This is a genomic window from Aquiflexum sp., from assembly GCF_041749095.1.
Lineage (GTDB): Bacteria > Bacteroidota > Bacteroidia > Cytophagales > Cyclobacteriaceae > Aquiflexum.
Map to the genome: position 1 here is coordinate 1 of NZ_JBGTCA010000057.1, position 20,692 is coordinate 20,692.

Consider the following 20,692-nt stretch of genomic DNA (forward strand, 5'->3'; position numbering starts at 1 on the left):
CAGGAAATATGGTATTTCAGGCGCCCAACCTAAAGAAGTTTTTGTTGAAACTATTGAAAAGGCCTGGAAGGATTTTGTGAAGACTAATCCAATTTTGGAGGTGGTGGAAAATCAGGATGGAAGTTCCTGTGATTTGGAAGATGGTAATTGTTGAGAGGAGAAAAAATATTTTGCCTGCATGCCAAAAGCTTTGCAAAGGTAGGTTATCCAAATTATGGGAAAGTAAATACTTTACTTGATAGGGGTTATTTCATCGTAAGGCCCTTTATGTCAATATCCTCGCCGAAGCCCAGATTGACACCAAAGGTGATGATGAGATTTTGTGGGCCGAAGTTGGAATTGTCATTGAAGTCGTTACCAAAGGAGGTATATAGCACTCTGTTTTTTCCAAATTGGTATTGGGCAATGCCGTTGATTTTGTGGGTATTTTCAAATATACTTTGGGAAATATCCGATCTGAAAATAGATTCAGCGGCAAGTGAAAATTTTCCTGCAACGTGTAATTGCAATTTTGTTCCCATGTCAACCGTGTGCAGATTTGGGATCATTTCGAAGTTGTCCCCTCTTTCATACCAAATCTCTTTGAAGTAAAAATAGCGGGTGAGGAAAAAGATGGATAGCCTGGAGTTTCCGGAATTTAGTTTGGAAAGGTTCCCGCCAAAATTTGACCAAAGTCCTATGCGGTAAATTCCGGTATTGTTCAGGTTGAATTCAGTAGTGTTGAAAGCCAAACCACCCCCCAAATCCCATTTGAAGCCATACCTTTCATTCATGGAATTGAATAGTCTGTCCAATTCAGGTGAGCTTTCTATGGTTTGTATTTTTGCACTGATAGCCCTTCTTAACTCCAAGAGTTGATTGTCTATTTTTTCATAGGTATCTTCAAGACTATCCATCATGCCGTTCAATGTTTCATCAGTGATCGAATCATTTGGTTCTATCACACTCAATACCCGTAAACTATCCAGGATTTTAAAAGATTCAGCTTCCAGTTTCAAATAATTCGGATCTGACTGAAGTGCCAATCTTTGATCTTCAAAATACTTGTTTCCTATAGATTGAAGCATTTTGAAGTAAATATCTTTTTTGACTTTATCTACTTTCCCCCTCAAAAGTGTTGATTGAAAGCCAAGAGAAAATCTGCTGAGACTCTGATCCTGTTGTACGCCGTTAAGCATGCCGGCCGAAACAGTTAAGGTTCTGGTAAAATTCAACCGATTGGTTTCTGAAAAATCCTTTTCGAAACTCAGGTTTTTGGCTTGTTTTCCCCACCAAAAAGGCGTAAATGCGATTGCCAGGTTATTGGGAAGAGAGGTGAAATTATTGGAGGCATTTTGGATGGAGGTAAAAAATTCTGGTGTCATGCCCGGCTCAATAATTTCAGTGGCAGAAGAATTCATCAGCTGAAAAGAAGGGTTTGTTGGGGTTTTCAATAGGTCAAGTTTGATCCCCTTAACTTCCTTCAGTACTGTATCCACCTCATTTTGTCCGTTGGCCTTTAGAACAACAAATACTGATAGAAATATTAGTATAATCCTCATGCCGATAATTAGAAAATGGTCACATGGAAATCTGAATAGATAATAGTCCCCATCCCTATTGTTTTCATGGAGAAATTGGTTTCTGCCACATTGGCATCTTCATCATATACCCTGATGTTAAGGGAGATATCAACTTTCTCAATGGGATTGTCATGCACATCGTGTATCGTTGTTCTGATTTCAATTTTGTTGTATTTGAGTTTTCTTACAGTTCCGATTTCGACATTTTCAACATTTCCATCAAAATTCATCAGTTCCTCTTCCTGACCTTGGGCATTTTTCAGATGAATGGATGTAGTAGAAGGTTGTCCGTATCCTGAGAATAGATCTATGAAAATGGATGTCCTTGATGTTGTTTTTAGCTGGGCACTGTCTGAGAATTTTGCCATATTTTAAAAATTTAGTGGTTGACAATATTGTAGTATTAGAGACTATTTTAGACTCTCTTATTATCCTTAAATAGATACTAAGATATTGAGATTAAGAAAATGTTTTCAGATTTTCAGCTTTTTTTAAATATTCAAATGAAAATAAGCGGATATTAAAAATAAAATAAAGATGAAGTCATCCTCCAACCTTATGTGACAGGATGACTTTCTTTATTCCTTTAACCCAATTTGGAGAGGGCTTCTTCTAATGCATTAATTTTAGCTTCTGCATCTGACAGTTTTTTCTTTTCATTTTCCACTACCGCAGCAGGGGCACCTGCTACAAAGCGTTCGTTACTGAGTTTTTTCAAAACCGAATTCAGGAAGCCTTTGGTATATTCCAGTTCTTTGCGGATGTTTTCTAATTCTTCTTCCAAATTGACCCGACCTTCCATGGGGATAAAACATTCATCGGACTTGACGACAAAGCTTACAGCATTTTCCAAAGAGTCTCCGAATGAAACCTCTGTCAGGTTTGCCAGTTTCTTCAAAACCGAGTCAAAACTCTGATAGAGATTCGGATTGTTGGTTTTAATAGTAAGAGAGAAAGCTTCTTTGGGAGAAATCCCCTTAGATGCACGGATATTTCTTACCTGTGAGACCAATTCAAATACCTGATTGGCATTTTCAATCTGAATTTTGTCAAAATCTAGGGCTTTGGGCCAATCAGTTACAATCAGGGCTTCATCGGTATTTCGCTTTTTAATTTGATGCCAAAATTCCTCTGTCAGGAATGGCATAAAAGGATGAAGGATTTTAAGTATTTCTTCAAAGAAAATAATTGTTTTGTTGTAGGTTTCCGGATCGATTGGATGCTGATAGGCTGGTTTGATCATTTCAAGGTACCAGGAACAGAAATCATCCCAAACCAATTTATAGGTTGCCATCAGGGCATCCGAAATACGGAACTTGCTGAAGTGGTCTTCTATTTCCGTCAATGCTTCATTGAAGCGGTTTTCAAACCAATCAATGGATGCTTTGTTGCTTTCACCGGATAGCGATTCATCAATCTCCCAGCCCTTTACCAATCGGAAGGCATTCCAGATTTTGTTGGCAAAGTTCCTTCCCTGTTCGACCAGTTTCTCATCATAAGGCAGATCATTGCCGGCGGGCGAACTGAACAGCATTCCTGTTCTGACTCCATCAGCTCCGAAGTTTTTGATCAGTTCAAGTGGATCGGGTGAATTTCCCAAAGATTTGGACATTTTTCTGCCGAGCTTATCCCTTACAATCCCTGTCAGGTATACGTTTCTGAATGGTTTGTCCCCCATGTACTCATAGCCTGAGATGATCATTCTGGCTACCCAGAAAAACAGTATTTCAGGTGCAGTGACCAGGTCATTGGTAGGGTAGTAGTATTTGAGGTCTTCGTTTTTGTTTCCTGTAGAGAATACATCGGTATCAAACACAGCAATAGGCCATAACCAAGCTGAAAACCAAGTGTCAAGCACATCATCGTCCTGCTTTAGGTCTTCAAACGTGTAACTTTTGTTGAATTTGTCATTGGCAATTTGCAATGCTTCATCTTTTGTCCTGGCCACTACCAATTCACCGTTTGGAAGGTAATATGCAGGTATCTGATGTCCCCACCACAATTGTCTTGATATACACCAATCCCTGACATTCTCCATCCATGAACGGTACATGTTTTTGAATTTGGGTGGATGTAGTTGAATGATGTCATCCATGACCGAACTCAATGCCGGCTTGGTGATATCCTCCATTTTCAGAAACCACTGCAAAGAAAGCTTTGGTTCAACCACTGCATCAGTTCTCTCTGAATGCCCGACATTGGATTTATAATCTTCAATCTTTTCGAGTTGCCCGACCTCATTTAATAATTTACCTATCTTCTTTCTTGCTATGAACCGGTCTTCACCAATAAGAATCCGGGCTTTTTCATTCAAGGTGCCATCGTCATTGAGAATGTCTATGACTTCAAGTTTATGCTTTATTCCCAGCTCATAATCATTGACATCATGGGCAGGGGTAACTTTGAGACATCCTGTACCGAATTCCATGTCCACATACTCATCTTCAATGATAGGAATGGCCCTGTTGATCAATGGGATAATAGCCTTCCTTCCTTTGAGATAGGTAAATCGGGGGTCATTGGGATTGATACAAATGGCCACATCTGCCATGATGGTTTCAGGACGTGTTGTAGCTATTGTTAGGTAATCATTTTCAGCCCCTTCGATTTTGTAATGGATATAGTATAGCTTGGAGGATATTTCCTTGGTAATTACTTCATCGTCTGAAAGGGCTGTTTTTCCCTGAGGATCCCAATTGACCATTCGGATTCCACGATAGATTTTGCCTTTGTTGTAAAGATCTACAAAAACAGCAATAACAGCATCGACGTGGTTAGGGTCCATGGTGAATTTGGTCCGGTCCCAATCACAGGAGGCCCCTAATTTTTTAAGCTGTTCCAGGATGATACCACCATATTTCTCCTTCCATTCCCAGGCATATTTTAGAAATTCCTCCCGTGTCAAAGATTTTTTGTCAATACCCCTTTCCTTGAGCATCGCCACTACCTTAGCCTCTGTAGCGATCGATGCATGATCGGTACCGGGAACCCAACAGGCATTTTTTCCTTCCATCCGCGCTTTTCGGATCAATACATCCTGAATCGTATTATTGAGCATGTGGCCCATGTGCAGCACCCCCGTGACATTTGGTGGTGGAATGACAATGGTATAAGGTTCTTTGCTATGATCTACCTTAGAGGAAAAAAATCTGTTTTCCATCCAGTAGGCATACCATTTTGCTTCAACTGACTCAGGGCTATATTTGGTAGCTAATGACATAGGTTAAAATTGTAATTAAAACTTCAAGGCGCAAAATTAAGATAAAAAAAAAGCCGAAGAAAACTCCCCGGCTCTAATATGTTATAGATAACTGTTTCAATTCGGTTTTTTGATCTTGGAGAAATCAAAAGTCTCCAGAAACTTAGTGGTAAAATTCCCTGCTTTGAATTCAGGATCTTCCAATAAGGCAATATGGAATGGAATGGTGGTCTTGATACCATCAATTACGAATTCCTCCAAGGCTCTTTTCATTCTGACAATGACTTCTTCTCTAGTTTGCCCACTGACAATCAGTTTAGCGATCATGGAGTCATAATTTGGAGGAATAACATAACCGGCATAAACATGACTGTCTACCCTGACTCCTCTGCCTCCGGGCATGTGTAGGTTGAGAATTTTCCCCGGACTTGGACGGAAACCATTGCATGGATCTTCCGCATTGATACGGCATTCCATGGCAAACAATTTCGGGTAATAGTTTTTACCGGAGATTTTATCTCCTGCAGCTACCTTTATCTGTTCCTTGATCAGGTCAAAATCAGTGACTTCTTCTGTTATAGGATGCTCTACCTGAATCCTGGTATTCATTTCCATGAAATAGAAATTCCTGTCTTTATCCACCAAAAACTCGATTGTTCCTGCACCTTCGTATTTGATGGCCTCAGCGCCTTTAATGGCAGCATTTCCCATAGCTTCTCTTAGATCATCAGTCATAAATGGTGAAGGGGTTTCTTCAACCAGTTTCTGATGTCTTCTTTGAATTGAGCAATCCCTTTCAGAAAGGTGGCAGGCGTTACCGTCGCTGTCCCCAACTATCTGAATCTCGATATGCCGGGGTTCTTCCACATACTTTTCAAGATATAAACCATCATTTCCAAAAGCAGCACTGGATTCCTGTCTGGCATCATCCCATGCTTTTTTGAATTCACTTTCTTGTCGGACAATTCTCATTCCTTTCCCACCACCACCTGCAGTGGCTTTAAGAATAACCGGATAGCCCATTTCGTTGGCTAATTTTATTCCATGGGCCATATTTTCCATCAATCCTTCCGACCCTGGAATAGTAGGGACTCCTGCGAGTCTCATGGTTGCTTTTGCAGTAGCTTTGTCACCCATTTTATTGATCATTTCAGGACTTGCACCTATAAACTTGATGCCATATTCCTCACAAATCCTTGAAAACTCAGCGTTCTCTGAAAGAAATCCATAACCTGGGTGAATGGCATCTGCATTGGTGATTTCAGCAGCGGCAATAATTCTGGGAATATTTAGATAGGACTCCTTACTTGGAGGAGCACCGATACAAACGGCTTCATCTGCAAATCTTACATGAAGACTGTCCTTATCGGCTGTAGAATATACTGCCACCGTTTTGATTCCCATCTCCTTACAGGTTCGGATCACTCTTAAGGCAATTTCTCCTCTATTGGCTATTAATATTTTTTTAAACACGGTAAATCGGGTTAGTGAAACAAAATTATCCAGCTGGATCTACTAAGAATAATGGTTGGTCATATTCCACAGGTGTGGCATTTTCAACCAAAACTTTAACTATTTTTCCAGAAACTTCAGATTCGATTTCATTAAAAAGTTTCATGGCCTCAATGATACATACTGTATCACCGGCTGAAACCATATCTCCCACACTGACAAATGGATCAGTATCAGGATTGGAAGTGCGGTAAAATGTTCCGATCATAGGGGATTTGATTTCCAGCAACTTGGAATTATCTTCTTTGGCCGCAGCCGGTGCAGGTGCTGCAGGAGCCGGCGCAGTAGGTGCTGCTGCGACCGGAGCAGCAATTGGCGTGGCTTCAGGTTTTACCGCCGGTGGCGCTTCTGAATACTTCTTTATAGAAAGTTTGAATTCGTCTGTTTCGATTTTCACTTCAGCAAGCCCTGAGTTTGAAATGAAGTCTATTAAATCCTGTATTTCTTTTGCTTTCATGATGCGTTTTAGTTTATAGAAATCCTTTTGGTAAATTGGTCTTGATTTGAAATTAAATAATGAAGCTGAATATATTAACAAATTTAAACAGCTTTTTAAAGTTATTTTACTCTTTCGGAGTAAGATCCATCTCTTGTATCCACCTTGATCATGATATCCTGATCAACAAACAATGGGACCATGACAACAGCCCCTGTTTCCAAGGTGGCCGGTTTCATCGCATTAGTTGCTGTATCACCCTTTATACCTGGTTCAGTATAGGTAATCATCAGCTCGACAAAAGGAGGAAGTTCGACAGAAAGTGGCGTTTCGGTTTCTGCATGAACAAGAATATCCACTATTTGACCCTCTTTTAGGAGATTTGATCTCTCAATCAGATTTTCAGAAATAGGGATTTGTTCGAAACTTTCAGTGTCCATGAAATTGTAACCAAAGTCATCTGCGAAGATAAACTGATGTGGTCTTTTTTCCACTCTTGCTGTGGTCACTTTTTCTCCTGCATTAAAAGTCTTGTCCAGCACCTTTCCTGTATTCAGGCTTTTCAATTTGGTTCTGACAAATGCAGCACCCTTCCCTGGTTTGACGTGCTGAAATTCTACTATGGAATAAATGTCGTTGTTCATTTCAAGACATAATCCATTTTTAAAATCTGCGGTACTTGCCATTTCAAATATTTAGGTTAATTGTTTCGTTTATTTTGGATCGTAGCCCCATTTGAGGTATATCGCTCCCCATGTAAATCCACCGCCAAAAGCAGCCAGGATAATGTTGTCTCCTTTTTTGAGATGGGATTCATAATCCCACAGGCAAAGTGGTAAAGTTCCCGCGGTGGTATTGCCATATTTTTCTATGTTCAGCATAACCCTATCAGGACCAATACCCATCCTGTTTGCAGTAGCATCAATTATCCTTTTATTGGCCTGATGAGGTACCAGCCATGCAACATCTGCGGCAGTTAGGTTATTTTTTGCCATTATATTAGCACTTACTTCTGCCATGTTTGTGACCGCAAATTTAAATACCGAAGAGCCTTCCTGAAATGCATAATGCTCTCTACTGGAAATGGTTTCTATGGTTGCAGGTTTTCGGCTTCCTCCGGCTTTCATATGAAGATATGGTGCACCGGAACCATCCGAATGTAATAAAGAGTCCATGACGCCAACTTCTTCTGTGGTAGGCTCTAGAAGAACAGCCCCTCCACCATCGCCAAAAATGATACAGGTCGCTCTATCCTGATAGTCAATGATAGATGACATTTTATCAGCACCGACGACGATCACTTTTTTATGCATTCCTGTTTCTATAAACTGGCTGCCCATGGTCAGGGCATATAAAAATCCCGAGCAAGCAGCAGAAATATCAAAGCTATAGCTTTTCGTCGCACCAACTCCATCAGCAATAATGTTAGCAGTAGCAGGAAAGGGCATGTCCGGTGTAACAGTGGCACAAATGATAAGGTCGATATCCTCAGGATCTGTATTTGTCTTTTTCAAGAGACCTTTGATTGCATTGATTCCGATGATGGAAGTACCTTTATTTTCTCCTTTAAGGATTCTTCTTTCCTTGATACCTGTTCTGGTTATGATCCATTCATCATTGGTGTCCACCATGGTTTCCAGCTCTCGGTTGGTCAAAATATAGTCTGGGACCCATCCATGAACTCCGGTAATGACTGCTCTGGTTTTTTTCATTCAATGGTTGTTTAAAGCTCGTTGGAGATTAGGTGAACCACTCCACTTGGCTTTGATGTAATTCGGCAAATATATATTGATCAGTCTGATTGTATTATTATCAAGGTTTCAAAATTATCTAAAAAGCGCATTTTCACCAAAGTTTTTTGGTTTTTGAATGCTTTTAAGCAAAGATAGCTTTTTGAAATTAATGATTTGGGAAGAAATCAGGAAAATAAAAATCCATCCCGGAAGGTTCCGGAATGGATTCTAAATTAAGTTAATTAGTGCTATGATTAAGCAAGAACTTCCTTCTCAATAACAACCTGTCCTTTGAAGTACAGTTTCCCATCAAGCCAATAAGCTCTGTGCGGTAAATGGAATTCACCTGTGGTAGGACATTGTGTAAGACCTGGAGCAGTTAACTTATAATGCGTTCTTCTTTTGTCTCTTCTGGTTTTCGAAATTTTGCGTTTAGGATGTGCCATCTCAATGCTATTTTAGATTAATCTTTTTTCTTTAATTTATTCAATATTTCCCATCTGGGGTCTGCGGGTTTCTCTGGTGTATTTTCATCTCCAGATTCATCCGAATCAATTTCATCCGAAAGATAGACCAAGCTACCTTCTTCTTCAAATTCATCCTCATCCATTTCCCCAATATAATCCGGATGGATTTTTTTGGCAGGAATGGCCAATAAAATGAATTCATAAATCAACTGTGCGACATTGATGCTCGGGGTATCCTTGGTTATCATATACACATCCTCGCTTATTTCCTCTTCGATCAGTCCATATTTGTAAATGACTTTCTCGGCCACTTCCATTGGATGATCGAATTCTTCCAAGCTTCTGTCACATGTCAATTTGATGGTACCGGCAATATCAAAATCTGCTTCCATTAATGAAGCGGTTTTTGTAACCGTCACATTTGCAGTGAGATCGGATCCGTTGACCCAGTCGTCAGCTTCGTGAAATTTAAAGAACTCATCTTTCACTTCAAAAGAAAAAGCATACTTGCCTTCCTTTAGTTTAATGATATCAATATCGTAGGCTCTTAAGAATTTCACGACTCCTCCTGCTTTTCAAGACCGCAAATTTAGGGAAATGCTTGGTAAAATAAAATTTGGCTTCAAAATAATTTGAACGGAAACAGATCTTAATTCCGATATCAGGACAAAACGCTAGATATCAGTCTCCAAAATTTATTGTTCAGGGATTTGAGGCTTATAATTTAGGGTCTTTAATGATTTTAAAGCTTATAAATATTTGCTTTTTACCACCATCAATTTTACCCGGGTCATTTCATGCATGGAGTAGGGGATACCTCCCAATCCTTCCCCTGAGGCATCTCTGCCACCGAAAGGCATCCAATCCACACGGAAAGCAGTATGGTCATTGACCATAACAGCTGTTGCATTGAGCTTTTGAACAGTATCAAATGCTATATCCAGGTCTTTGGTAAATACGGCTGCCTGAAAATGATAATCCAGGCTATTGGCTTCCTGAATGGCTTTTTCCCTGTCATTATATGGATAGACACATACAACAGGACCGAATATTTCCTCTTTGGAGACTTTGGTATCTTTGGATGGGTTCCAAATAACAGTTGGTGAATAGCAGGTATCCGAAATCTTCTTGCCACCACAAAGTATTTCCCCGCCACTTTTCTCTGCTTCCAAAACCCATTCATGAATACGTTCAACTTCCTTTTCAGAAATCAAAGGACCAACTTCCGTGTTTTTATCCAAAGGATCTCCGACAATTAATTGAGCAGCAGCTTTGGTGATTTCATCGGCAAGTTCCTTGGCGATGGATTCATGGGCAAATACTTTCTGAACAGATACACAGACCTGTCCGGCATGATAAAAGCCACCTTTGACAAGTGCAGGAACCATGGATTTGAAATCCGCATCAGGCTCTACTATGACCGGAGCAACTCCGCCATGTTCCAAGGCACATCTTGTCCCTGGTGCCAATTTTGATTTGAGGTACCAACCGACATTTGCTGAACCGATAAATGAAAGATACCCGACACGCTTATCTGTGGCGAGGATTTCAGAGGATTCATTGTCGATGATCAATACCTGAACCCAATCCTTTGGTACCCCGGCTTTGTGCAGTATTTCCGCAAATGCCAGACAAGATAATGGGGTATTCGAAGCAGGCTTTACGATCACAGGGCATCCTGCTGCAAAGGCCGTCACTGTTTGATGTACTATTAGGTTTAAAGGGTGATTGAAGGCGGAAATTGAAGCAACAACCCCAATTGGCTCCCTTGTGGTAAATGCGATTCTATTTGCTGAGGCTTGCGTCAATCCCATGGGAATTTGTTCTCCATTGAGCCGGCCTATTTCTGCTGCTGCGATTTTTACGCCATTAATGGCACGTAGGACTTCTACTTTGGAATCCTGATATGGTTTTCCTCCTTCAGAGGCTGCTGTTTTGGTCAGTTCTTCCAATTCGGATTTCATCAGCTCGGCTGCCTTTTCAAGAATGGCAATCCTTTCGTACGGTGGTATCCATTTGGAGCGGTTCAAAAATAGTTCCTGTGCTTTCCTCAAAGCTTTTTCCACATCTTTTTTCCCATCCATTGGGATTTCATGGATCAACGTCTTGTCGAATGGAGAGAAGACTTTTAAGGTTTGGGTATTGCTCATAGCTTTTTAGATTTTTCTTTTAACATGACATTCAATATGGGGTGGTTAAGCGAGTAATCGACAGGTAGATCAATGATATGTACAGATTTATTATCAAGACAGTGGTTGAGGATTTCTTGAAAATCAGCATCGTTTTTAGGTCTATGCCCCTTTGCTCCATAGCTCTCGGCATACATGACGAAGTCGGGATTTTTATAATCCAGACCAAAATCCTCAAATCCCATATCTTCTTGCTTCCATTTGATCATTCCATAAGCGTTGTCATTAAGGATAATGACAGTCAAATGAAGACCCAACCGAACAGATGTTTCTATTTCCTGCGAGTTCATCATGAATCCTCCATCTCCGACCACTGCTACCACATTTCTTTCAGGATAAAGCATTTTGACCATCATGGCTGATGGAAGGCCTGCACCCATAGATGCCAAAGCATTGTCAAGCAAGAGGGTGTTGGGTTGATGGCAGGTGTAATTTCGGGCAAACCATAATTTATATATCCCATTATCTAATGTGATGATGTCTTTCGAATCCAGTTTTTTCCTTAGTAGATTGACAAGTCTTTGCGGCAACATGGGAAACCTATCATCAAGAAAATATTTTGATAAGTGTTCTGATACTTCCTTTTTGACCTTTTTATAAAAATCAAAATCCCAGTTTTTTTGAACAGTTGTATGTTCGGTTAATTTTTTGACTGAATTTGTGAGATCCCCTACCACATTTAATTGTGGGAAATATACAGGGTCCACTTGTGCAGGAGAAAAATTGACATGGATGACTTTTTTACCGTTGTTTTTCATAAAGAACGGCGGTTTTTCGATGACATCATGTCCCACATTGATGATCAGGTCAGCTTCCTCAATGGCAACATGGAGAAAGTCATTGCTGGACAAGGCCGCTGTCCCCAAATACTGGGAATGTCTTTCATCTATGACACCTTTTCCCATTTGGGTGGTGAAAAAGTAAATCCCTGTATGGTCCACAAATTCATGAAGTGCCTCACAGGTAACTTTTCGGTTTGCACCGGCACCGATCAGCAGTAATGGCATTTTTGATTCACCGATCATTTCTACCGCTTTTTCAATTGCCTTATCATCCGGTTTTGGAATGATATGTCCCACCACCTCAAATACACTGTCATCACAATCTTCCTGAGCGATGTCCTCAGGGAATTCCAGATGAACAGCTCCGGGTTTTTCTTCTATGGCCAGTCTGAAAGCCTCCCTTACATTGGAAGAAATGCTATTGCTGTTAACGATTTGTTTGGTGTACTTGGTAATGGGTCGCATCATATCGACCACGTCAATAATCTGAAACCGGGCCTGTTTGCTTGTTTTGATCGGTTTTTGACCGGTGATCATTATCATGGGCATTCCTCCCAATTGGGCATAGGCAGCGGGGGTAACAAGGTTGGTAGCACCGGGTCCCAAGGTGGCCAAACAAACCCCGGGCTTACCGGTCAATCTGCCGTAAGTGGCCGCCATAAAACCTGCACCTTGTTCGTGCCGGTTAAGGATTAATTTGATTTTTGAATTCTTTAAGGATTGGAGAAAGTCAAGATTTTCCTCCCCTGGGACGGCAAATATGTACTCTACTCCCTCATTTTCTAAGGCTTTGACAAAAAGATCTGAAGCTTTCATGGTTGATTATTAGTAGTAATTAAAAACTTGCTTTTACATACAACCACAATTTAGTGAGATTGATTGCTTAAAAAATGAATTTTATTTGTTTTGATTCGAAAATAAAAATATTTTTTTCTTTAAGGTTTAGTCAGTAATTTGTAGTTTTAAAAGAATATTTTGATTTTAACTATTAATTCCTCTAACCTTAAACCACAAAAATATGTTGTCATTTGTCATCACCGCTTTAGTCATTGCGCTGATTGCTGCAATACTTGGTTTTACCGGAATAGCCAAAGGTTTTGCTGCGATCGCTAAATTTGTTTTCTATATCTTCCTTGTGATTTTCTTGATCACCTTAATTATAGGGTTGGTCAGCGGGTTTTGATCCCCATAAAGAGCATTCGATATAAAACTATCCGAAATGAAGACATTTCGCCTATTTCCTGTAGCTTCATTGAAGTTTGGAAATTTCAGTGAAAGTATTTGTGATCCCAATAGCCATGTGGTCAAATAAGGAAGGAATCTATACGGGTTAATCATAATCAAACAAAATCAAACTCCGGTCAACTCCCTGAATTTTACACTTTGTCGCTGACTTAGGTCTATTTTCTGTCCATTTTTCATTTCTAATAACAAGGTACTGTTGAAGTATGGTTCTATGTTTTTGACAAAATTCAGGTTAATGATAAATTGCCTATTTGCCCTAAAAAATACCTCCTCAGGAAGCCTACTGTCCATGTAGGTGAGAGATTTATGCAGTAAGGGTTTTTTGTTTTCAAAATAAACCTTGACATAATTTCCCTCACTTTCGATAAGGAAAATATCCTTTACCGGAACAAAGAAGCATTTCTCTCCATCTTTAATAAAAATCTTTTTTTCAAGACCTAGTTTATCCTGAGAACTATGAATGAAATCCTTAATCCTTTTTTCCACCTTTAATATGGCATCTTTGAGCCTATCAGGGTTGATGGGTTTAAGAATATAATCCAATGCATTGACTTCAAAGGCTTTGATGGCATATTCATCATATGCGGTTACAAAGATGACTTCAGGTACTTCTTCCAGTTTACCCAATAATTCAAATCCGTCCATTCCTGGCATGTTTATATCCAAAAATATTAAATCCGGTTTAAGCGTATTGATATCGGATATTGCTTTGGAAACTCTTTCACTTTTTCCTATCAATTCCAATTTTGGGTAGGGAAGCAATAAGGTTTCGAGTTCCCGGATTGCCAGAATTTCATCATCAACGATGTAATATTTCTTTGTCATGGCCTGTATAAGTTAGTGGGTAAATGATGGTTACTGATATTTGGTCAGGAAATTTATTGCTGAGATTGATTTCGGCATTTTCCCCAAAAAGACTTTTGAGTCTTTTTCTGATATTGTTTAGCCCAATTCCTTTATTCCCGCCGATTTTTAGTTCACCTGGATTAGTCACTTCAATTTTAAACATTTTGGATGAAATGGAAGAGGTGATTCTTATTACTCCACCATCAGGTAAATGATTGATGCCATGTTTGATAGCATTTTCAGCAAGTGTGAGGACCATAGCAGGAGGGACTTTTGCATCCAAAGATTCTGCCTCAAGGTCAATGTTTACATCCAAACGGTCTCCAAATCTTATTTTTTCCAGTTCAAGGTATTTTACCACCTCATTGATTTCATCGGAAAGATTGATCAGAGGAGTTTTTTCATAATTAAGGGTAAAACGCAAAAGTTCACTGAGTTTGATAATTGCCTCTCGCGCTTTATCGGCATCTATCAATACCAATGCTTTGATGCTGTTGAGGGCATTGAAAAGGAAATGTGGGTTCAATTGGGATTTCAGCAATTCTAGTTCGGAAGTTTTGATCAGGTTTTCCATGATCAGTTTTTGTTCAGAGATTTCCTTGTTGCTGTTTAGTATGTGGTAGAGGTAATAGATGATTATCCATACCACGACATATCTCGCCACATTCATATTCTGCCCAAGAAAATCTATAATGAAAGCTTTGAGAGGGATTTTATCAAAATTGGCAATGACCGGAGGAAGATAGAAAACCGACACCATTATCAATGTGATCATGAAAGTATCAGACAGTGCCCTAAACCAAATTCGGGAAAGACTTTTTTCAAAAAGAGAAGGTTTGATAAAAAGTATTTTGTAAAAATGCGACACCAACAATCCAGATAATGAGAGTTTTGCAAATTGAAACACAAAATTCCAATCAAACCTTCTTAATATAAAAAAAGTATAGTTAATTGTTTCTACAAAGATGATGGAACTCCATCCCAATATTTGCCATAACCAATATTTTTGGGTTTTTGTAAGGTTGATTCGCTGCATACGAAGTAATTATTTGAACTATAAAACACCTTACAAAAAACACAAAAGAACATATTTTTTCAACCTTGAAATACAGGGTTGCATTAATAAATGGATGAATGAAAATCAGGCCATATTGACATAATTTTCAAGCACTCCAATAACATCGATTTCAATGGATATTTTATCATTGATCTGCAGGGTGAAGCTATCATCCGGTACCAGACAAGTTCCTGTCATCAAATATACCCCATCGGGAAAACTCATTTCCCTGAAAAGAAATCCTGCCAATTCATCATGTCCTCTTTTCATTTGGTTGATGGAAATATCTCCATCAAAAACTGTTTTTGAATCCCTTTCTATTTTCATCAGGATTTTGCTGTCCGGATCTATCGGTTTTTCCGGAATCAGGAGACAAGGCCCAATTGCAGCAGAGAAATCGTAGCATTTTGCCTGTGGAAGGTATAGTGGGTTTTCGCCTTCTATATCCCTTGAGCTCATGTCGTTTCCTATGGTGTAACCAACAATCTTACCTAATGAATTAATGAACAGGGTCAGTTCAGGTTCGGGCACATTCCATTTTGAATCTTTACGGATATTGACTTTTCCTCCCGGATGGGCTACCCGGTAATGTGTGGATTTGAAAAACAATTCAGGTCTTTCTGCCTCATATACTTTGGAATAAAACACATCGGCACCGCTGTCCTTGGATTCTTCCATCCTTGCTTCCCTGCTTCTAAAATAAGTGACACCCGCGGCCCAGATTTCTTGGGTGCCAATGGGTGCCTGAAGCATTTCTTCTGTCCAATTGATTTCTTTTGAGGCCTTAACCTGTTCTTTGAGTTTTTGGTAAAGGTTTTCCTGATTTACCAAAGAATTCCAGTCTTTTGAATCCGAGAGGTAATGTTTGCCATCTGATTCGATGATGATGTTGTTTGAGGATTTATAGATTTTCATAAGGATAGGTATGTAGGTTTATTGAGAGTGATTTTTTTTTGGAAAAGTTTTTTAGACAATTCAATTAATGAAGATTATATTTTTTTTCATTTTTAATAATCGAGTTTTTCTATCATCCTGACGATTCTTTCGACTTGGGTGTCCTGTTTTTTGGCATCCAAAATTGATTCTATATAAAGCTTTTGTTCCCAATCTTGCAGCTCCAAAAATCTGGACATCGCTTTGGGAGCATCTTTAAGACAATTCAAGATTTCTTCTGGAATTCCCTGAGGTCTTTCATCTTCAAAAAGTTGTATGTGAACATAATCCCCTGCTTCTTTCTTTATCGCTTTTCTGATTTTTGCATTCACAGGTAAAAACAAGCGACCATTTCCAAATGGCATCAGTTTATAATTATCCAATTGAAAATTTTCGATATGTCCTCTGACTTTCATCCAACCAAAAGGAAATCTTTTTTCCATTGGCACTTCCGGAATAAGCGCATAAGTCCAACCGCCTTTTCCAGGGAATTTTTCCAATAAATAGTTTTTGTCAGTTAGTGGGCTTTTTTTCATTTAAAGAAAAGACTCAATTTAATTTAATTCTAAATTTATAAAATTTAATTCCTTTAAGTCTCATGTTTTTCTATTAATCTCCTTCACTTAGTTAGATTTGTAACAAGTGATATTCATGAGCGGGCCGTTGTGATTTTGCCTGCCACCAATGTTAATCCTGATGACCGAGATCGTGCTGCCAAGATACCTATTGTGAAAGAATTTGCAAACAAACCCCTGACGCCAGAAGTATTTTGGAAAGTGGTGAATGATAATATTGCTTAGTGAGTCAATGTTAAATTGGGTTTCGATTTCCAATTCAATACCGAAGGTTGTAAACTAAACACAAATCAAAAAGCTTCCCCAAAAGTAAGATAAAACCTGAATTCTTCGCCAGGAGAATGGGCAAGGTCCAATCTGAGATTGAGCTTTTCGCGCTTGCTCAGCTTGAACCTTCCCCCAAGTCCATAAGTAGCTTTGGTATTTTGGATTTGGAAGGGAAGATCGTTGGAATATACATTTCCCAGACCTGCAAATCCTACCAATCCCCACCTGGGCAGGAATTTCCATCGGTATTCTCCCTGTATGGCAGCCATATTGTTATCCCTGAACTTTCCTTCAAACAGTCCCCTCATCAAACGGTTACCGCCCATTTGGGATAATAAAAAAAATGGTGGGTCACCGGCCTGGATTTCGGAATAGGCCTGCCAGGCAAAATGCTGGTTTTCTTTGACCTGATGGACTTTTCTAAAATCCACCACCCACCTCCAATACCGGAATTCACTGCCAATGGCTGAATTGAAATGCTGAAGACTGCTTTCCGCAAAGGTACCTGAGGTTGGGTATAGCTGACTGTCCCTGCTGTCATAATATAGCATGGGGCCAATACCGCTGACTGTCCCGCCTTCCAGGCCATTGTATATTCCGGACTCCAATAGCCCGGATGGTTCAACCCTTCTGATATCAAAATTGTCAAAATGATACCGGAACCCTGCATATAAATTTCCGGAGACTTTTCTCAGATAATCAAAGCGAAGTCTCGGTAATCTGGCATCAAATGATTCTCTGTCTTCTTCCCTGACTTCATTGCCTGTTCCATAGAAGAAAAATACATAATCATACCATCCCAACTCTCCGGCAAACAGGTTTTTGTTTTCCTTTGTAAACAATCTCCAACTGCTAAAGGATAACACTTGGTCAAAAAGTGTATAGGCAAATCCAACTGCTACCTGACTTTCAAAGGTATTTTCGCTGCTGCCTCCCATTTTGAAATTGCTGACTGCACCTACTCCAAAGGCCCAACTGGTCTCCGGTGTAAAATACACTAGGGGTAAGACGGCAAAGGTTGGCTTTTGGGATGTACTGTCAGTTTGTGCCTGGAGTTGATCACTGGAAAAAAACACAAGAACAAATACCAATAAAATCTTGAATGAATCCATACCGAAAAATATACGCATAAAATGTGATGCCGGAGCATAACCAAACGGAAAGAAAGAGTTTTTGTCGCATGATTGACATTTAACATATACAGACTACGGCAATACTAATCTGGTAGGAATGAGCTATTATCTTTATTCAATAATGCTTTTTTAACACGTAATTCCACCATTGCTGTTTTTTGGATTGAAGAATTTTGTATCTTTTCCATGTATAACTATGGAGAAAATAAGGTATTTGTTCAGGGTTTTTTCCGTGATGGCTTTGACAGGAGGGGTCTCTCAAGTTGGATTTGCACAAGATGCTGATTCATTGATCCTTCAAAAAGCATCGAAAGCCTTTGAATTGGCTTCAGCCAACTCTGATTCGGCTTATTTTTTGGCAAAAGATGCTTTGGGAGAAGCACAAAAATTGTCATTTAAAAGGGGAGAGGCTAATTCCTTTAATGCTTTGGGTTGGGTTTTGATGCACAAAGGACAATTGGATTCCTCCCTGCTTTACCTGAACAAATCCCGCCTACTTTTTATGGAGGAATCTTCCACCTATGATATTGCCAGGGTAAACATTAATCTTACGGAAGTATTGACAAAGCAATCCCGGTTTGGGGAAGCGCTTTATTTCGCTTTGGAAGCGGACTCGCTTTCCACAAAACTTCAAGACCTGCCCCTTCAAACAGATACCAAAAGGTTATTGGGAATATTGTACAGGGAACAAGGGGATATTGACCTTTCAGTAGATTATTTTAAACAGGCAATATCCGGATTTGAAAGGCAAGGTGACATCAGAAGATCTGTGAATACAGCTATCAGTCTCAGTATTTTATTGAGAAAGATAAATCTTGCAGACAGTAGTCTTTCTGTTTTGAAAAAATGCTTGGCTTTGATAGAAGGATCAGAAAACAACGAATATCAATTGGCAATGGTCAACGAACATATGGGGGACAGCTATTTTTTAAAGGGGGAATATCAAGAGGCTTTGGGCCACTATATTCTCTCTTTTAATCTCTTTGGGAAACTGGGAAATATGGCTGATGTCGCCTATGAGGCAATGGTTGTTGGGAAAACCCATATAGCTTTACAGCAATACCCTCAAGCTGAATATTTTCTCAACAGTGCATTGCGTATTGCTGATAGTCTGGATTTTGTCAGTTACCAGTTTGATGCATCAAGTGAACTGGCATCATTGTATAAAGAGACAGGACAATGGCAGAAAGCTTATGCTCATTTGAACCATTCTTTGGTCCTTAAAGAAAAACTCGAACAGCAAAAACAGGTTCAGATTTTGGCAGAACTCAAAGAGAAATATGAGTCAGAAAAAAAGGAACAGGAAATCGCCCTACTAAAATCAAATGTTGAATTGGAAAATGTCATTGCCCGAAGAAGATTGCAATTCCAATATTTCACCTTTTTTCTCTTTTTGTTCAGTCTGGCTTTGGCCTATCTGACATTTAACAGATATCGGTTAAAACAAAAATTAAATGAGCAGGTACTAAGAAATCAGATCGCAAGTGACCTTCATGATGAAATAGGATCAACCTTATCAAGCATTGATGTAAATAGCCGTATTGCCCTATTGAAAGTGGATGAAACAGAAACAGTGGCGAAACAATTGGAAAAAATCCAACTGAACACAAGGTCTATTATGGATAATTTGGCCCATATCGTTTGGTCTATAAACCCCAACAATGACAGTCTGGAAAAATTGGTTTACAGGATGAAAGATTTTGCAGCAGAAATCCTTGAGCCATTAGGGATTCAATATTCTTTTAATCATGAGGATATTTCTCCTGAATTCATTCTGAATCCCATTTTAAGGAAAAACATCTACTTGATTTTCAAGGAGGCTGTGAATAATTGTGTGAAGTATAGCATGGCTTCGGAAGTTGAGATTACAACAGTTTTTAAGGATAAAAATCTGTTGGTGAAAATAGAAGATAATGGGAAAGGCTTCGACTTGGAAAAGGCAATGGACAAAGGCAATGGATTGGGAAACATGAAGGACAGAACAGGTCAAATTGGTGGCAAATTGTCCATAAGATCTAATCAGGAAATCGGAACATTGATCAGTTTGGAAGTTCCAATCACCTGATTGCGGTATTTATTTTATGAAGCTTTTATCTTAAATTCAACATCTTACAATTCTGCCATGATACCTATCAGGATTTTGATTTTTGAAGACAATAGTAGCCTCAGAGAAGGTCTATGTCAGTTGTTGATGCTAAGGGAGGAGTATACCATCGTGGGGGATTTTGGAGATGCAGGCCAAGTCAGGGAAGCAGTGATCAAAGGTCGGCCAGATGTGGTTTTGATGGATATTGACATGCCGGGTATCAATGGGGTAGAGGCTGTAAAACAAATTCGTGAATATGATCAGAATGTACAGATAATCATGCTGACGGTCTTTGATGACAACTCTCATGTCTTTGATGCCTTGAAGGCAGGCGCAAACGGTTATTTGTTAAAAAGGAATGTTTCTGATAGGCTGGTAGGGGCAATTGAAGAGGTATTAAAAGGGGGGGCACCTATGAGTCCTTCCATTGCAAGGCTCGTTATCAATCAGTTGCATGAACAAAAATCCAAAAACCTGTATATGCTTTCAGATAGGGAAAAGGAAATCCTTGGTTCATTGGCAAGGGGTAACAGTTTTAAGCTTATTGCAGCTGATCTGGGCATTAGTTTCGAAACTGTTCGAACCCATACCAAGCGGATTTATGACAAGTTGCATGTTCATTCCCAAGGGGAAGCTATTAGTAAAGCACTTAATGAGAAATTGGTTTGAT

The 20,692-nt window shown here is 39.4% G+C and carries 19 protein-coding genes; 3 read left to right on the forward strand and 16 right to left on the reverse strand.

Annotated features, from left to right (window positions below; translation table 11 throughout):
* Positions 1 to 245: 245 nt before the first annotated feature.
* From ACEW8O_RS03570 to ACEW8O_RS03620, 11 genes are all read right to left on the reverse strand, one after another.
* Positions 246 to 1,541 (reverse strand): hypothetical protein, encoded by a 1,296-nt coding sequence (locus ACEW8O_RS03570; RefSeq protein WP_373493252.1) that lies wholly within the window; start codon positions 1,539 to 1,541, stop codon positions 246 to 248.
* Between the two features lie 8 nt (positions 1,542 to 1,549).
* A complete protein-coding gene (locus ACEW8O_RS03575) occupies positions 1,550 to 1,930 on the reverse strand; it encodes a hypothetical protein (protein WP_373493253.1) in 381 nt (126 codons plus the stop codon).
* A gap of 218 nt (positions 1,931 to 2,148) precedes the next feature.
* Positions 2,149 to 4,782: a valine--tRNA ligase gene (locus ACEW8O_RS03580; RefSeq protein ID WP_373493254.1), complete on the reverse strand. Its 2,634-nt coding sequence runs from the start codon at positions 4,780 to 4,782 to the stop codon at positions 2,149 to 2,151.
* A gap of 96 nt (positions 4,783 to 4,878) precedes the next feature.
* Complete coding sequence (gene accC, locus ACEW8O_RS03585; protein ID WP_373493255.1) at positions 4,879 to 6,234, reverse strand: acetyl-CoA carboxylase biotin carboxylase subunit; 1,356 nt, start codon at positions 6,232 to 6,234, stop codon at positions 4,879 to 4,881.
* Positions 6,235 to 6,259: 25 nt separating this feature from the next.
* Entirely contained in the window at positions 6,260 to 6,730 is a 471-nt protein-coding gene (accB, locus tag ACEW8O_RS03590; protein WP_373493256.1) for an acetyl-CoA carboxylase biotin carboxyl carrier protein, read from the reverse strand.
* 101 nt (positions 6,731 to 6,831) lie between these two features.
* Positions 6,832 to 7,395 carry an elongation factor P gene (gene efp, locus ACEW8O_RS03595; RefSeq protein ID WP_373493257.1) on the reverse strand — a complete coding sequence of 188 codons (564 nt, stop codon included), beginning with the start codon at positions 7,393 to 7,395 and terminating at the stop codon, positions 6,832 to 6,834.
* A gap of 27 nt (positions 7,396 to 7,422) precedes the next feature.
* Positions 7,423 to 8,421, reverse strand: a complete 999-nt coding sequence (locus ACEW8O_RS03600) for a beta-ketoacyl-ACP synthase III (RefSeq protein ID WP_373493258.1) — start codon at positions 8,419 to 8,421, stop codon at positions 7,423 to 7,425.
* 275 nt (positions 8,422 to 8,696) lie between these two features.
* A complete protein-coding gene (gene rpmF, locus ACEW8O_RS03605) occupies positions 8,697 to 8,888 on the reverse strand; it encodes a 50S ribosomal protein L32 (protein WP_194976875.1) in 192 nt (63 codons plus the stop codon).
* Positions 8,889 to 8,905: 17 nt separating this feature from the next.
* Positions 8,906 to 9,469 (reverse strand): DUF177 domain-containing protein, encoded by a 564-nt coding sequence (locus ACEW8O_RS03610; RefSeq protein ID WP_373493259.1) that lies wholly within the window; start codon positions 9,467 to 9,469, stop codon positions 8,906 to 8,908.
* A 189-nt stretch (positions 9,470 to 9,658) separates the two neighbouring features.
* Positions 9,659 to 11,059: an aldehyde dehydrogenase family protein gene (locus ACEW8O_RS03615; RefSeq protein ID WP_373493260.1), complete on the reverse strand. Its 1,401-nt coding sequence runs from the start codon at positions 11,057 to 11,059 to the stop codon at positions 9,659 to 9,661.
* Complete coding sequence (locus ACEW8O_RS03620) at positions 11,056 to 12,696, reverse strand: acetolactate synthase large subunit (protein ID WP_373493261.1); 1,641 nt, start codon at positions 12,694 to 12,696, stop codon at positions 11,056 to 11,058. Before ACEW8O_RS03620 ends, ACEW8O_RS03615 begins: the two co-directional genes overlap by 4 nt.
* Before the next feature lie 202 nt (positions 12,697 to 12,898).
* Here ACEW8O_RS03620 and ACEW8O_RS03625 point away from each other — a divergent pair, with 202 nt between their 5' ends.
* Positions 12,899 to 13,063: a DUF1328 domain-containing protein gene (locus tag ACEW8O_RS03625; RefSeq protein WP_373493262.1), complete on the forward strand. Its 165-nt coding sequence runs from the start codon at positions 12,899 to 12,901 to the stop codon at positions 13,061 to 13,063.
* Positions 13,064 to 13,230: 167 nt separating this feature from the next.
* Here the strand turns inward: ACEW8O_RS03625 and ACEW8O_RS03630 are convergent, their stop codons facing one another.
* From ACEW8O_RS03630 to ACEW8O_RS03650, 5 genes are all read right to left on the reverse strand, one after another.
* Positions 13,231 to 13,950 (reverse strand): LytR/AlgR family response regulator transcription factor, encoded by a 720-nt coding sequence (locus ACEW8O_RS03630; RefSeq protein WP_373493263.1) that lies wholly within the window; start codon positions 13,948 to 13,950, stop codon positions 13,231 to 13,233.
* Positions 13,925 to 15,007 carry a sensor histidine kinase gene (locus ACEW8O_RS03635; protein WP_373493264.1) on the reverse strand — a complete coding sequence of 361 codons (1,083 nt, stop codon included), beginning with the start codon at positions 15,005 to 15,007 and terminating at the stop codon, positions 13,925 to 13,927. Before ACEW8O_RS03635 ends, ACEW8O_RS03630 begins: the two co-directional genes overlap by 26 nt.
* A gap of 105 nt (positions 15,008 to 15,112) precedes the next feature.
* On the reverse strand, positions 15,113 to 15,943 hold the full coding sequence (locus ACEW8O_RS03640; RefSeq protein WP_373493265.1) for a fumarylacetoacetate hydrolase family protein: 831 nt from the start codon (positions 15,941 to 15,943) through the stop codon (positions 15,113 to 15,115).
* Between the two features lie 92 nt (positions 15,944 to 16,035).
* On the reverse strand, positions 16,036 to 16,497 hold the full coding sequence (locus ACEW8O_RS03645) for a YdeI/OmpD-associated family protein (protein ID WP_373493266.1): 462 nt from the start codon (positions 16,495 to 16,497) through the stop codon (positions 16,036 to 16,038).
* Between the two features lie 329 nt (positions 16,498 to 16,826).
* The gene (locus ACEW8O_RS03650; RefSeq protein WP_373493267.1) at positions 16,827 to 17,915 is read right to left on the reverse strand and encodes a BamA/TamA family outer membrane protein; all 1,089 of its coding nucleotides are present in this window, start codon (positions 17,913 to 17,915) and stop codon (positions 16,827 to 16,829) included.
* A gap of 217 nt (positions 17,916 to 18,132) precedes the next feature.
* On the opposite strand from ACEW8O_RS03650, the gene ACEW8O_RS03655 reads away from it, so the two are divergent.
* On the forward strand, positions 18,133 to 20,001 hold the full coding sequence (locus ACEW8O_RS03655; protein WP_373493268.1) for an ATP-binding protein: 1,869 nt from the start codon (positions 18,133 to 18,135) through the stop codon (positions 19,999 to 20,001).
* Between the two features lie 57 nt (positions 20,002 to 20,058).
* Positions 20,059 to 20,691 carry a response regulator gene (locus ACEW8O_RS03660; protein WP_373493269.1) on the forward strand — a complete coding sequence of 211 codons (633 nt, stop codon included), beginning with the start codon at positions 20,059 to 20,061 and terminating at the stop codon, positions 20,689 to 20,691.
* Position 20,692: the final 1 nt, after the last annotated feature.

Excerpts from the sequence above, each read along its gene's own strand:
- rpmF (WP_194976875.1), bottom strand. The coding sequence starts at position 8,888 with ATGGCACATCCTAAACGCAAAATTTCGAAAACCAGAAGAGACAAAAGA.
- ACEW8O_RS03600 (WP_373493258.1), bottom strand. The coding sequence starts at position 8,421 with ATGAAAAAAACCAGAGCAGTCATTACCGGAGTTCATGGATGGGTCCCA.
- ACEW8O_RS03625 (WP_373493262.1), top strand. The coding sequence starts at position 12,899 with ATGTTGTCATTTGTCATCACCGCTTTAGTCATTGCGCTGATTGCTGCA.
- ACEW8O_RS03615 (WP_373493260.1), bottom strand. The coding sequence starts at position 11,059 with ATGAGCAATACCCAAACCTTAAAAGTCTTCTCTCCATTCGACAAGACG.
- efp (WP_373493257.1), bottom strand. The coding sequence starts at position 7,395 with ATGGCAAGTACCGCAGATTTTAAAAATGGATTATGTCTTGAAATGAAC.
- ACEW8O_RS03575 (WP_373493253.1), bottom strand. The coding sequence starts at position 1,930 with ATGGCAAAATTCTCAGACAGTGCCCAGCTAAAAACAACATCAAGGACA.
- accB (WP_373493256.1), bottom strand. The coding sequence starts at position 6,730 with ATGAAAGCAAAAGAAATACAGGATTTAATAGACTTCATTTCAAACTCA.
- ACEW8O_RS03655 (WP_373493268.1), top strand. The coding sequence starts at position 18,133 with ATGGAGAAAATAAGGTATTTGTTCAGGGTTTTTTCCGTGATGGCTTTG.
- ACEW8O_RS03640 (WP_373493265.1), bottom strand. The coding sequence starts at position 15,943 with ATGAAAATCTATAAATCCTCAAACAACATCATCATCGAATCAGATGGC.
- ACEW8O_RS03660 (WP_373493269.1), top strand. The coding sequence starts at position 20,059 with ATGATACCTATCAGGATTTTGATTTTTGAAGACAATAGTAGCCTCAGA.
- ACEW8O_RS03635 (WP_373493264.1), bottom strand. The coding sequence starts at position 15,007 with ATGCAGCGAATCAACCTTACAAAAACCCAAAAATATTGGTTATGGCAA.
- ACEW8O_RS03580 (WP_373493254.1), bottom strand. The coding sequence starts at position 4,782 with ATGTCATTAGCTACCAAATATAGCCCTGAGTCAGTTGAAGCAAAATGG.
- ACEW8O_RS03570 (WP_373493252.1), bottom strand. The coding sequence starts at position 1,541 with ATGAGGATTATACTAATATTTCTATCAGTATTTGTTGTTCTAAAGGCC.
- ACEW8O_RS03645 (WP_373493266.1), bottom strand. The coding sequence starts at position 16,497 with ATGAAAAAAAGCCCACTAACTGACAAAAACTATTTATTGGAAAAATTC.
- ACEW8O_RS03650 (WP_373493267.1), bottom strand. The coding sequence starts at position 17,915 with ATGGATTCATTCAAGATTTTATTGGTATTTGTTCTTGTGTTTTTTTCC.
- ACEW8O_RS03620 (WP_373493261.1), bottom strand. The coding sequence starts at position 12,696 with ATGAAAGCTTCAGATCTTTTTGTCAAAGCCTTAGAAAATGAGGGAGTA.
- ACEW8O_RS03630 (WP_373493263.1), bottom strand. The coding sequence starts at position 13,950 with ATGACAAAGAAATATTACATCGTTGATGATGAAATTCTGGCAATCCGG.